Source organism: Knoellia remsis (assembly GCF_003002895.1).
Classification (GTDB): domain Bacteria; phylum Actinomycetota; class Actinomycetes; order Actinomycetales; family Dermatophilaceae; genus Knoellia; species Knoellia remsis.
In genome coordinates this window covers 1-12,847 of record NZ_PVTI01000043.1, presented here as the reverse complement: position 1 = coordinate 12,847, position 12,847 = coordinate 1, and the positions used below count along the sequence as shown (strand labels likewise).

General features: G+C 69.4%; 12 protein-coding genes. 3 read left to right on the top strand and 9 right to left on the bottom strand.

Annotation, left to right across the window (positions count from 1 at the left end; genetic code table 11):
• On the top strand, positions 1–267 hold a 267-nt coding region (locus BCF74_RS16375), incomplete at its 5' end, for a transposase (protein WP_177426686.1).
• Positions 268–642: 375 nt separating this feature from the next.
• Positions 643–1,497 carry a toll/interleukin-1 receptor domain-containing protein gene (locus BCF74_RS16370; protein ID WP_146133021.1) on the top strand — a complete coding sequence of 285 codons (855 nt, stop codon included), beginning with the start codon at positions 643–645 and terminating at the stop codon, positions 1,495–1,497.
• Between the two features lie 557 nt (positions 1,498–2,054).
• Here BCF74_RS16370 and BCF74_RS16365 read toward each other — a convergent pair.
• The 9 genes from BCF74_RS16365 to BCF74_RS16325 are packed head-to-tail and all read right to left on the bottom strand — an operon-like array spanning position 2,055 to position 11,372.
• On the bottom strand, positions 2,055–2,510 hold the full coding sequence (locus BCF74_RS16365; protein WP_218279301.1) for a MaoC/PaaZ C-terminal domain-containing protein: 456 nt from the start codon (positions 2,508–2,510) through the stop codon (positions 2,055–2,057).
• Between the two features lie 26 nt (positions 2,511–2,536).
• Positions 2,537–3,691: an acyl-CoA dehydrogenase family protein gene (locus BCF74_RS16360; protein WP_106299009.1), complete on the bottom strand. Its 1,155-nt coding sequence runs from the start codon at positions 3,689–3,691 to the stop codon at positions 2,537–2,539.
• 10 nt (positions 3,692–3,701) lie between these two features.
• The gene (locus tag BCF74_RS16355) at positions 3,702–4,478 is read right to left on the bottom strand and encodes an enoyl-CoA hydratase/isomerase family protein (RefSeq protein ID WP_106299008.1); all 777 of its coding nucleotides are present in this window, start codon (positions 4,476–4,478) and stop codon (positions 3,702–3,704) included.
• Entirely contained in the window at positions 4,471–6,165 is a 1,695-nt protein-coding gene (locus tag BCF74_RS16350) for a long-chain-fatty-acid--CoA ligase (protein WP_106299007.1), read from the bottom strand. Before BCF74_RS16350 ends, BCF74_RS16355 begins: the two co-directional genes overlap by 8 nt.
• A gap of 14 nt (positions 6,166–6,179) precedes the next feature.
• Positions 6,180–6,923, bottom strand: coding sequence for an SDR family NAD(P)-dependent oxidoreductase (locus BCF74_RS16345; protein ID WP_106299006.1), 744 nt, complete (start codon positions 6,921–6,923; stop codon positions 6,180–6,182).
• 11 nt (positions 6,924–6,934) lie between these two features.
• Positions 6,935–8,110: a thiolase family protein gene (locus BCF74_RS16340; protein WP_106299005.1), complete on the bottom strand. Its 1,176-nt coding sequence runs from the start codon at positions 8,108–8,110 to the stop codon at positions 6,935–6,937.
• A complete protein-coding gene (locus BCF74_RS16335) occupies positions 8,107–8,931 on the bottom strand; it encodes an enoyl-CoA hydratase/isomerase family protein (protein ID WP_106299004.1) in 825 nt (274 codons plus the stop codon). Before BCF74_RS16335 ends, BCF74_RS16340 begins: the two co-directional genes overlap by 4 nt.
• Complete coding sequence (locus tag BCF74_RS16330; RefSeq protein WP_106299003.1) at positions 8,924–10,447, bottom strand: class I adenylate-forming enzyme family protein; 1,524 nt, start codon at positions 10,445–10,447, stop codon at positions 8,924–8,926. The genes BCF74_RS16335 and BCF74_RS16330 overlap by 8 nt, the downstream gene beginning before the upstream one ends.
• Positions 10,448–10,472: 25 nt before the next feature.
• Positions 10,473–11,372: a CoA transferase gene (locus tag BCF74_RS16325; protein WP_106299002.1), complete on the bottom strand. Its 900-nt coding sequence runs from the start codon at positions 11,370–11,372 to the stop codon at positions 10,473–10,475.
• Between the two features lie 99 nt (positions 11,373–11,471).
• Here BCF74_RS16325 and BCF74_RS16320 point away from each other — a divergent pair, with 99 nt between their 5' ends.
• On the top strand, positions 11,472–12,077 hold the full coding sequence (locus tag BCF74_RS16320) for a TetR/AcrR family transcriptional regulator (protein ID WP_106299001.1): 606 nt from the start codon (positions 11,472–11,474) through the stop codon (positions 12,075–12,077).
• Positions 12,078–12,847 lie beyond the last annotated feature (770 nt).

Sequence of the window (12,847 nt, the reverse complement as noted above, 5' to 3'; positions counted from 1 at the left end):
CAGATCTGGTCGAACAACCCCAACGAGCGCCTCAACCGAGAGATCCGCCGCCGCACCGACGTCGTCGGGATCTTCCCCAACCGCGAGTCCGTGATCCGGCTCGTCGGGGCCGTCCTCGCGGAGCAGCACGACGAATGGGCCGAACAACGCCGCTACCTCGGCCTCGAAGCCCTCAAGAACGCCCGCGCCGTGCTCATCGCCCGCGAGGGACAGGCCGGGAACGAGGAGGTGACCACCGAGCTGATCGCCGGCGCCATCAACGCCTAAACCACAACCCTCGACGGATCACCGTCGTACACCACCGATCCGGACTTGACCCCACAGGGTGAGTCACACCGCCGCCAACGGCCCTAGCCCAACCCCGCGGACGAGGACCAGCTTCGTTGCACCACGCCGGCTAGCGTCTTGGCTGCGGACAGCGTTTTGGCCGCCGCGAGTCGCCACGTGATGCGGCGCTATGTCTGTCCCGACACGCGCAGCCCTTCCCTCGCGACGAGCAAATCCTCGGCCGACACGCGAACCCGAACCTACGAGCGCCACGACCACGCCGAGGAAATGTCATGCGATCAGCGGATTGGTCGACGCGGCCGCATACGATCTTGAGACAGCGATCAAGGGCGTGTGCCTCGGGAGGTCATTCGATTGAGCAGTGAGAGCGAACTCCGTCGCCAGCGTGAAGCGGCGAACCGGATCCGAACCGACATCGGCCGCATGTCAAGCACTGTTGCCGCCAAACGTAAGAAGGCTTCTGACGCTCAAGCTGCTGCCGCAAGGAGCAAGACCGCCTCGACGATCCGCATGAGGTCGGCCGAGGCGGAGCGCGCGACCAAGGATGCCAACGAGGCGGAGAAGAAGCGCGCCGACCTCGAGAAGAAGTTAGCAGAGACCGAGGTCAAGGTAACCAAGGCTCAGAAGAAGTACGAGAAGGAGCGATCAGCCGCTCAATCGAAGGCACTCGCAGACCTGCGCCGCACCGCGCTGGAGTCTTCAGATCGGTTCGCTCCGCGCCACCTCAGCGACTCCTTCGGCGACAGAAGTCTCGCCGAACCTCCAAACCTTGGAGCGACGCAGAACCCGTCTGCGACCGACGTTTTCCTATCTCATGCAAGCGAGGACAAAGACGAGATCGCGCGCCCACTCAAGGACGCCCTTGAAGCCCGCGGAGTGACGGTCTGGTTCGACGAGATGAAGGTCAGGGTCGGCCAGAGCATCCGGCAAGAGATCGAAGCTGGCATAGCTGGCTGCCGTTTCGGCGTCGTCATAATTTCGCCGCACTTCTTCGCCAAGCACTGGACTCAGGCTGAACTCGACGCGCTCTTTGGAAAGAAGATGGACTCCGGGCAGAACCTCGTCCTGCCCATATGGCATCACGTCTCCAAGGACGAGGTCCAGCGTCACTCCCCCCTGCTTGCAGGGGTGCTGGCACTGAACACCGCTGTGTCGACGATTGACGAGATCGCCGACGGTCTCGTCGACGTGGTGCACGCAGAGCGCTAGATCTCCCGCGTACGCGCGCAAAGGCACGTCGTCCACGGCCGCGAACGGTCAGGGCCAGCGAAGGTCCCGCAGCTGCGTCCTTTCGCCGCGACAGGACGTGCCGGAGACCGGGCTATCGTGGCATTTCCGCTCCCCCGCGTCTGATCGCTGGGTCTCCGGCGGTCCCTTCTGGAGGGTGAGTTGCCTGACGATGAGGAGAGAGGAGCCGCCTGTGGCACATTTGTGGCACACAGTCACCGAAACGGACGCGTCGCAGTGTCAACGAACCGGTAGGAACCACGCACGATTTCGGGGATCGCGGCCAGGCTGAGCGGGTACCGATCGCCCTTGTAATCCGCCGGTCGGTTCGAGCCCGACTGCCGACCGCACGGTTTGCGCATGTGGGCGGCCCATCCCCTCCCCGTGGCACGACGTCGGAGCCTCGAAAATGAACGCGGAGTGACATGCCACAAATGGGCCACACGCGTCCGGCGGCCAATCACAGCACAGCAGACCACACAAGCGCGCCGCACGAAGGCGCCAGCTCGCCGGGCCAACGCGTGCTCGTGTTCGCGGACCTACTCGCTCCTTGAACTCGCATCTCGCGACCTGACCAGCGAGTCGACGTGGAGCTCTAGCACCGGGCGGCCGTGCTGATTCCGCAGTCCGCCGGCGATGGTCACGAGGCATCGGCCGGCCCCCGCCGGCTCCCTGGACTGGATGGTGACGGTGCAAGTGAGCACGTCACCGGCGCGAACGGGGCGGAGGAAGCGCATGCCGTGGATCTCCTTGCCGGCCACGACGTCGTACCGCTGGTACATACCGGTCGCTGCGAGCCTTTGGAAGATCGAGGCCGTATGCAGGCCGCTGGCGATCAGGCCGCCGAAGTCGCTGTGCGCGGCGTGATCGCGGTCGACGTGGAAGTACTGCGGGTCCCAGGCCGAGGCGAACTCGACGATCTCGTCCTCCGTGACCTGGTATGAGCCGCATTCGATCTCCTGCCCGACGGGCATGTCCTCAGCGGGCAGGAGCACGGGTGCTGTGTCGACGTCGGGGCAGGTCATAGGGCTCGGGCCACCAGTTCCTTCATGATCTCGTTCGTTCCTCCGTAGATCTTCTGGACGCGGGCGGCAGCGAACATCCGCGCGATCGGGTATTCCATCATGTAGCCGTAGCCGCCGAAGATCTGCAGGCAGCGGTCGACGACCTTGTTCTGGATGTCGGTGCACCAGAACTTCGCCAGGGAGGCGCCGGCTGCGTCGAGCTCGCCGGCGACGTGCCTGGTGATGCAGCTGTCGACGAGGGTTCGGGCGGCGAGTGCGTCGGCGGCGCACTCGGCCAGGACGAAGCGGGTGTTCTGGAAGGAGAGCAGGTCCTGCCCGAAGGCCTCCCGCTCCTTGGCATAGGCGACGGCCTCACGGACGGCGGCCTCGGCGGTGGCGGCGGCGGTGACGGCGATGATGAGCCGCTCCTGGGGCAGCTGCTCCATCAGCTGCTGGAAGCCCCGGCCCTCGACGCCGCCGAGGAGGTTGGCGGCCGGCACTCGCATGTCGACGAACGACAGCTCCCGCGTGTCCTGCCCGTGCATCCCGATCTTCTCCAAGACCCTGCCCCGCTGGAAGCCGGGCAGGTCCCTCGTCTCGGCGAGGATGAGCGACAGGCCCCGCCCCCCCGGCTCGTCGCTCGTCCGCGTGACGATGACGAGCAGATCGGCGTGGGTGCCGTTGGAGATGAACGTCTTGGAGCCGTTGATGACGTAGTCGTCGCCGTCGCGTAGGCCGCGGGTGCGCACCCGCTGCAGGTCCGAGCCCGTGGTGGGCTCGGTCATCGCGATGGCGCCGACGAGGTCACCGGAGGCCATACCGGGCAGCCAGCGCCGCTTCTGCTCCTCGGTGCCGAATGCGGCGAGGTAGTGGGCGACGATCGTGCTGTGGACGCTGTTGGCCCAGGCGTCGTCGGCGACCCGGGCCTGTTCGGCGGCGATGACGGCCTCGTGCGCGAACGTGCCCCCTCCCCCGCCGTACTCCTCGGGGATGCTGATGCACAGCAGCCCGGCGGCTCCGGCGGCGCGCCAGAAGTCGCGGTCGACCATGTGCTGCTCGGCCCAGCGCGCCTGGTTGGGCACGACCTCCTTCTGCATGAAGGTCCGGGCCAGCTGCTGCAGGTCTGCAAGGTCCTCGGTCAGCCAAGGAGACCGGTAGTCGTCGAGAATCATCTGGGTCGTCCTATCTGCCGGTGAAGGCGGGGGTGCGTCGATCGGTGAAGGCGGCGACGCCTTCCTGCGCATCGGACGTGCCGAGCGCGAGCAGGAAGTTGCGGCGTTCGTGGGCGAGGCCTTGGTGGAGCGGGAGGTCGTTGGCCCGGCGAGCCGAGTCGACGGCATACGCGACGGCTCGTGGGGCGTTTCCGGCAATCTGGCCGGCGAGCTCGAGAGCGCGGTGGAGGACCTGGTCGTCGTCGACGAGGTCCGCGACGAGTCCTGCGGCGTAGGCCCATTCCGCGTCGACCGGCGCCCCGGTGGCGAGCATGCGCATCGCCTTGGCCTTGCCCACGGCGTGGACCAGGCGCTGCGTGCCGCCCGCGCCGGGGATGACGCCGAGCCTGACCTCGGGTACGGCGAAGCGCGCCGATCGCCCGGCTACGGCGGTGTCGCAGGCGAGGACGAGCTCGCAGCCGCCGCCGAAGGCGAGCCCGCGGACTGCTGCGATCGTCGGGACCCTCAGGGTGGCCACGGTGTCGAAGAGCCGGTCGAAGGGGAGCGTGTCCAGCGGCGAGGCCCCGGTCATGTTGGGGATCTCGCTGATGTCGGCGCCGGCGCAGAAGGCCTTCGCCGACCCGGTGAGCACGACAGCGCGGACAGCCTCGTCTGCGGCGGCCTCCTCCAGGCGCTCGGCGAGCTCGGCGACGAGCGCGCGGCTCAACGCGTTGAGGGCGGAGGGCCGGTCCAGCGTGAGCACCACGGTGGTGCCGTGGCGCTCGACGGTCACGAGCTGCTCAGGCATTGCCGTGGTCTCCTTCGTAGGCTCCCGCGTACGCGGCGCGGATCCGCTTCTTGTCGAACTTGCCGACACTCGTGCGGGGGATCTCCGAGACGATCTCGATGGCGTCAGGCAGCTGCCAGGAGGCGAAGGCGGCGGAGAGGTGGTCGCGCACCTGCTCGAGGGTGACCTCCTGCCCCGGCCTGGGGACAATGAGAACGAAGGGCCGCTCCTGCCACTTCGGGTGGGCCAGCCCCACGACGGCGGCCTCGGCGATCGCCGGGTGGCTGAGGAGCAGGTTCTCCATGTCGATCGAGGAGATCCACTCCCCACCGCTCTTGATGACGTCCTTGACCCGGTCGGTCACCTTCAGGTAGCCGTCCGCGTCGATCGTCCCGACGTCGCCGCTGCGCCAGTAGCCGTCGTGGAACCGGTCGGCCCGGTCGTCGTCGGGCATGTTGTGGTACGTCTGGGTGATCCACGGGCCGCGCATGCAGATCTCGCCCTGCGTGACGCCGTCCCAGACCACGTCGTTGCCGATGCCGTCGATGAGCCGGATGTCGACGCCGGTGACGGGCAGGCCCTGCTTGCGCTTGAGCTCGAACAGCTCGTCCTCGCTGAGGCGTTCCCGAACGCTCGGCTTGTACCGGTTCATCGTCACGAGCGGTGTGGTCTCGGTCGCGCCGTAGGCGTGGACGATCTCGGCGCCCGTCAGGTCGTGGAACCCGCGCATCATCGACAGCGGCGGCTCGGTCGCACCGGACATCATTCGCAGCCGGGACAGATCCGGCTTCTCCTCGAGCGTCTCGATGTAGTGCAGCATCGGCAGGAAGATCGCCGGCGCGCCGTTGGTGATGGTGACACCCTCGGCGATGATGGCGTCGGTCAGCGGCTTGGTGTCCTCGGCGACGTAGCGGCCGGGCAGGACGATCTTGTTCGCCATCAGCGTTGCCGCCTGCGGCAGGCCCCACGCCTGGCCGTGGAACATCGGGGTGATGAGCATGGTGCAGTCGTCGAGGACCATGCCGATGTTCGTGGCGATGGCGTAGGAGTGCAGGTAGATCGCCCGGTGCGAGTAGTAGACGCCCTTGGGCCGGCCGGTGGTGCCGGTCGTGTAGCAGGCGCTGTACGCGGAGTGCTCGTCGACCTCCGGCCAGGCGATGTGCCCGCTCGCGGCGGCGACGAGGTCCTCGTAGTGGTGGACGTTGGGCAGGCTGGTCTCGATCTGCGAGAGCGGCTTGTCGCTCATGACGACCCAGGCGCGCACCCCGGGCAGCCGGGGGGCGACCGCCTCGGCGACCGGCAGCAGCGACTCGTCGACACAGATGACGGACGTGCCGCTGTCCTCGATGACGAACGAGAGGTCCTCCGGCCCCAGGCGCAGGTTGAGCTGGACCATGACCGCCGCGAGTCCCGGGATCGCCCAGTACAGTTCGTAGTGGCGGCGGCTGTTCCAGTCGAGGATGCCGACCCGGTCACCGGGCTCGACGCCGAGCCCGCGCAGGGCATTGGCGCCACGGGTCACGCGCTCGTATGCCGCCGCGTACGTGTAGCGGTCCCAGCCCCCTTCCGGGCTGCGGTAGACGATCTCACGCTCGGGGTGCGTGCGCGCCGCGTGCCGGATGAGCGTGGTCGTATTGAGCTGGACATCGTCGCCCATCGTCGATGGGTAGCCCGTGGTCAGGGGGCGACTGGTGAAGGTGGAAGTCATGAGGGTCTCCTGTTTCAGCGCGCGGCCATGCGCAGGGCTCCGTCGAGACGGATCACCTCGCCGTTGACCATCTGGTTCTCGATGATGTGGATCGCGAGGGCGGCGTACTCGGACGGGTCGCCCAAGCGGGCCGGGAAGGGCACCTGCTGCCCCAGTGACTCCCGGGCCGCCTCGGGCAGCTCGCCCATCATCGGGGTGAGGAACAGACCCGGCGCGATGGTCGCCACGCGGATCCCGTACCGGGCGAGCTCGCGGGCGATGGGGAGAGTCATCGCCACGACCCCACCCTTGGAGGCGGAGTAGGCCGCCTGACCGATCTGGCCGTCGAAGGCGGCGGCCGAGGCGGTGTTGACGATGACGCCACGTTCTCCGCTGGGGCCGAGATCGGCCTGGCTCATGGCAGCGGCGGCGAGACGGATGACGTTGAAGGTGCCGGCGAGGTTGACCTGGAGGACCTTCGTGAAGAGGTCCAGCGCATGCGGGCCGGTCTTGCCGAGAACCTTCTCGGCCACACCGATGCCCGCACAGTTGACGACACCCGAGAGCGGTCCCGGCTGCTGGGTGGCGACGTCGACGGCGTGGGCCACCGCGTCGGGGTCGGTGACGTCGGTCTCGACGAACACCGAGCCGGCGGGTGCGGTCCCGGCCAGGTCGGCGACGACAACGTGCGCGCCCCGCTCCAGCAAGGCGGCGGTGGTCGCGCCGCCGAGCCCGGATGCGCCGCCGGTGACGAGGAAGGTGCGGTTGCTGATGTCCATGGCGGTTCTCCTCAGGCGATGCGCTCGATGATGGTGGCGTTGGCCATGCCGCCGCCTTCGCAGATGGTGAGCAGCCCGTATCGGGCCTTCCTGCGCTCGAGCTCGTTGACGAGCTGGGTGAGCAGCCGGGCGCCGGTCGAGCCGAGCGGGTGGCCGATGGCGATGGAGCCGCCGTTGACGTTGAGCTGGTCCTCGGGGTACCCGAACTCCTCCCGCCACAGCAGCGGCACCGGCGAGAAGGCCTCGTTGACCTCGACGAGGTCGATGTCGCCGACGGTCAGGCCCGCCTGGTCCAGGGCCTTCTGGGTGGCTGGGACGATCGCGGTGAACTGGAGCACCGGGTCGTCCGCGGCCACGGCCATCGAGACGATCCGTGCGCGGGGCCGCAGGCCGGCTGCCTCGGCGGCGGCGCGCTCGGCCACGAGCAGGGCGGCGGCGCCATCGCTCATCTGCGAGGCGTTGCCGGCGGTGATGACCCCATCCGGGGAGAACACGGGCTGCAGCGCGGCGACTCGCGCAGGGTCGATGTCGGATCGGATGCCCTCGTCCCGGACCATGGGCGCGATCGTGCCGTCCTTGTGCGTGCCGTCGAGGGGCACGAGCGCCGACGCGAAGTGGCCGGCGTCGGTCGCCGCCGCGGCGCGCAGGTGGCTCTGCACGCTGAAAGCGTCGAGCTGCTCGCGGGTGAAGCCCCACTTCTTGGCCACGAGCTCGACGGACGGGCCCTGTGCGGGCAGCTCGCCGTCGAACCGGGCGAGGGCCCGCTCGCCGTACCAGTCGCCTCGTCCGCCGCCGGGGACGAAGAGCGGGCCGAGGTCGACCCGGCTCATGGACTCGACGCCGGCGCCGATGGCGAAGTCGTACTCGCCGGACTTGATCGCCTGGGCCGCGAAGTGAACTGCCTGCTGCCCGGAGCCGCACTGCCGGTCGAGGGTCGTGCCGGGCAGCCCGATGGGCAGGCCCGCGCCGAGCAGTGCGTTGCGGGCGACGTTGCCGGTCTGCTCGCCGCGCTGGATAGCGCAGCCGACGATGACGTCGGAGAGTCGCTCCGGGTCCACGCCCGTGCGTTCGGTGAGGTGGGCGAGCGTGTGCGCGAGCAGGTCGACGGGATGCCAGGTGCGCAGCTGGCCGCCGCGCTTGCCGACGGGCGTGCGGACGGCGTCGACGATGACGGCTTCACGGGTCATGGTTGGGCTCCTTGGTGGCGGGTGCGGAAGGTGGTCAGGGCGTGGTGGAACTCGGGCGTGGAGGCGTTGGCGACCTGCGCGGCCGCCTCGTGGTGCAGGGCGTCGGCGAGGGTGTCGTCCCACGTCGCGTCGAGCAGGTGCTTGGTGCGGGCCTGGGCGGAGCGGGAGAAGGCGGCGAGCCGACCGGCCAGGCCGTCGACGGCCGCGTCGAGCTCGTGCGTGGGAACGCAGCGGGCGATGAGCCCCATCCGGGCGGCCGTCTCGCCGTCGACGTCATCCCCGAGCAGGGCCAGCTCCCTCGCCTGCCGGAGGCCGACGAGCCGCGGCAGCACCCAGCTGCCGCCGAGGTCGATCGACAGGCCCACACGCGGGAAGATCTGCGCGAACCGTGCGGTCTCGTCCGCGAGGACGAAGTCGCAGGCCAGGGCGAGGTTGCACCCGGCGCCGACGGCGGCGCCGCGGACCTTCGCGATGACCGGCTGGGGCAGGTCGCGCAGCGCCGGGATGATGGTGTTGAACTCGACCATCGCGTCGCCGAGCCGGTCGGGGTCGAGGTCGATCAGGTCAGCGCCTGCGCAGAAGCTGCCACCGGCCCCCGTGAGCACGACGACGCGCAGGGCATCGTCCTCGGCGACGTCCGCCAGCGCGGCGAGCAGATCGTGCGCCGAGCCAGTGCTCAGTGCGTTGCGGCGTTCGGGGCGGGTGAGCTCGATCGTGGCGACGGGCCCGTCGACGGTCAGCCGCAGGGTCTGCCACGTATGCCGCGCGGGCGGGTCGGCGAGGGAGCCGTCGCTGGCGCGCGGACGGGCCGGCTCAGCCATGGAGCTTCTCCCGGATGAGGTGCTTGAGAATCTTGCCCGACGGGTTGCGGGGGATCTCGGCGATGACGAGCTCGCGGGGCAGCTTGTAACTGCTGAGGTGCCGCGCGCCGTACTCGCGCAGGTCCGCGAGCGTGAGCTCGGAGCCGTCCCGTGGCGTGACGACGGCGACGACCTTCTCGCCGTACTCGTCGTCCGGGCGCCCGACGATGGCGATGTCCCCCACGGCCGGGTGGCCGGCCAGGGCGCTCTCGACCTCGGCGGAGTACACGTTGCGGCCCCCGGTGATGATCATGTCCTTGAGCCGGTCGACCAGGGTGATGTACCCGTCCTCGTCCACGCTCGCGAGGTCCCCGGTGTGCACCCAGCCGTCGCGGACCGTCTCGGCGGTCGCGTCGGGCTTGCCCCAGTAGCCCTTCATCATCGTCTCGCCGCGCATGATCATTTCACCGACGCCCCCGGGGGCCACGTCGTTGCCCTCGATGTCGACGATGCGGACCTCGGTGTTGGGGACGGCGCTGCGGCCGCTGGCGCTCGGGCGCTCGAGCACCTCGTCGTGCTGGAGCAGGATGCCTCCCGGGCCGCCCTCGGTCTGTCCGCAGGCCTGGATGATCGAGGCACCCGGCAGGGCGGCCACGAGCGCCTCGGCGGTGGTGGCAGGCATCGGGGCGGCGCCGTACATGCACACCCGCAGGCTGGACAGATCGCGGGTGGCGATCGAGGGGGTGCGCAGCAGGAAGGTGTACATCGTCGGGACGCCGAAGAAGAAGGTGGTCCGCTCGCGCTCGATGGTCTCGAGGACCGTCTCGGGGTCGAAGCCGGGCAGGATGACGTGGGTGGCGCCGTACATCATGCCGCCGATGAGGAGCATGTTCAGGGCTGCAGAGTGATACAGCGGAGCGACGTGCAGCATCCGCTCCCCCTCGCGCAGGCCAAGACCGACGGCCGTGTTGATCCCCACCCACAAGATGCCGTGCTGGTCGAAGAGGGCCCCCTTCGGACGACCCGTGGTGCCCGAGGTGTAGATGATGAGCGCGTCGTCGCCTTCGGCGACCTCGACATCGACCGGCTCAGCGGACTGGCCGGCCGCGGCCGCCAGCACATTGTCGAAGCCGGACGCGTCACCGAGGGCTAGGACGGGTATGCCAGCCGCGCTCTGTCGCGCCTCCTGCCACGCCCGGACGGTGTCGACCAGCTCGGCGCCGAAGAGCAGGAGCCTGGCGCCGGAGTCGCTGACGAAGTGGTCGATCTCGCCGGGCGCCGAGCGGGGGTTGACGGGCACGACGATGGCCCCGAGGCGTAGGCCGGCATAGAGCGCGACGACGAAGGCGTCGCTGTTGCCCGAGAGCAGGAGCAGTCGGTCGCCCTTGGCCAGGCCCCGGCTGGCCAGTTCACGGGCGAGCTGGTTGACGTGAGCGTCGAGCACGGCATAGGTCATTGAGGTGGAATCGAACTGGACGGCGACCCGGTCGGGGACGCGGCTGGCCGTCCTGGCGAGGACCTGGGCGAGGCTGGGCATGGCGGGCTCCTGGGCGTTCGGGGGATCAGGCGAGGTCGTGGGACTGGACCGGCGTGCGGTCAACGAAAGCGGCACGCGGGTCGTGGACCGCAACGACGGGGATGTCGAGCGAACGGCCCAGCGACTCCCAGTGGGCGCTGGACTCGGTGCCGAAGCGAGCGGCGAGCTCCTCACGCGTGCGCCCGACGGCGTCGGCGAGCCGGCGGGCGAAGTGAGGCTCGATCGCGCCCACGGCGACGTGCCCGTCGGCCGTCGCGTAGATGCCGTAGGTGGGCAGGCCCCCACCGAGGACGTCACCGGGAGCCGTCAGGCCGTGGCGCACCGCAGCCGACGCGTGGAAGGCCACGTCGTCGAGCACGACGCGCTCGCGCCCGTTCGTCTTCACGGACGCCCTCCGACGCAACCCGACCAGCGTCGCGCTCACCGCCCGCTCCGCTCCGAGCACGTCGACGAGCGGCACGAGGGGCATGGCCGGCGGCAGGAGTGTGCCCTGCGCGGCCTGGTACGTCAGGTCATGGCCTGCCTCGTCGGAACGCTCCCCGTCGTAGCCGACGACCTCGACAAGGACGAGACCATGCCGCTCGGCGCTCCCAACCAGTCCGAGCCGCGCGAGCGCCGAGGGGCGCATCGCGGTCAGCAGCACGTCGGCAACCGCGAGCCGCCCCTCCAGCGCTGCTCGACCCGCCGGGTCCTTGAGGTCGAGGGTGACAACCTCCTGGCCCGCGACGAGCTCGTCATACCAGCCCGGGGCCACCGCCTGGAGCGGGTCCCCCGACGGCGGCTCGACCTTGGTCACTGACGCACCCATCGAAACGAGGCGGGCGGCCGCCAAGGGTCCGGGGAGGTTCACGGCCAGGGAAACAACCCTGACACCCGCGAGCGCGGTCGCGTCTGTCGTCCTCGACACCTGGAGCTCCTTTGCCATCAACCAACGTCTGTACAGTTGTATAGTATGGCGTACGATTGTGCAATAGCTAGGATCGGACCGATCTCAGACAGCGGACCGAGGAGGCACGACGAGGACATGGCGCAACGACAGCCCGGTGTGCCAACTCGCGCCGACGACCTCACGGCCAAGGCACGGATCCGGAACGCCGCACTGGACCTCTTTGCAGCGCACGGCGTCGACGCCACCTCGCTACGCGCGGTCGCGGCAGCCGCGGGCGTCACGGTCGGGCTCATCGTCCACCACTACGGGACGAAGGAGGCACTGCGCGAAGCCGTGGAGTTCGCCATCGTCGAGCAGTTCGCTGAGACGATCGCCTCCGTCCCGCTCGGCAGTTACCCGCCGGACCAGATCGCGGCCGAACGCGACCGTGCTGTCGCCGCCATGCTCTCGGCAAACCAAGCGACCGTCGACTACCTTCGACGGGCCATCCTCGATGGCAGCGCCCAGCGAGGCGACTTGGTCAGTCGGCTCAGCCGGCTCTCCGCCCAGCAGGTCCACGACCTCCGGGAGGCCGGCGTCGCCTCGACGAAGCACACCGTCGGCGAGCAGGTCGTCACCATCATGGTGCGCCAGCTCGGACGCCTCTTCCTGCAGCCGCTCGTCGACCGCATCGCCGACGAGTTCGCCGATGACACGGGCGCGTCGGGGAGGCCGCACCTCGTCGTGGACGTGAGCCACTGACACGTCACGCACGAGCATCACCGGTGCACAGCGGACGCGGCCCGGCTGAGGCTCGGCTCCGCGGTCGAGGTGCTCGAGGTGACGGGTCGACCCCGTGGCGACCAAGCTCGCGCTCAGGACCAAGGGCGGCTGCAGCCATACCCGGCCAGGGCCGCCGATGCCTGTAAGGCCTCGCCGTCAGCGGCCCAGCTCGTCAAGGACGCCCGGTCGGCCAGCCCTCCCAGCGGCTGAGCCCGGTCGGCTCGACCCTCCCGGCGCGTGTCTGCACCAAGCTTCGCCGCTGTCCAGAAGACCGCACCGCCGGCGGCCAGAGGCTCGGCGGCTGCCACCGCGGACGTCGAGCGGCTGGCCAGTTCCCGTCACGACCGGATTCTGAGGCCTACCAGCCGACCATCAGCGCCCTTCGTCTGCCCCGCTCAACGTCTCTGGGCTCCGCTCACGGGAGGCCCGTGTGCGGCCCTGGGTGACGAAGCACGGACATGGGGCTCAGCCGCTGTCCAAGCCGCCCGCCACGGGGGCCGGCAGAAGTTGTCGCTTGGAGTGAGCACGAAGACACCGCTTGACGCCTTATGGGGATAGACGACAACACCAGACGTCGCCACCGAACCAAGGAGCCAACGCCGGCAACGAAAGGACCAGCTCGTGATCCCGACCGCACACGCCCGAGACATCCACGGGTCAAGTCCGGATCGGTGGTGTACGACGGTGATCCGTCGAGGGTTGTGGTTTAGGCGTTGATGGCGCCGGCGATCAGCTCGGTGGTCACCTCC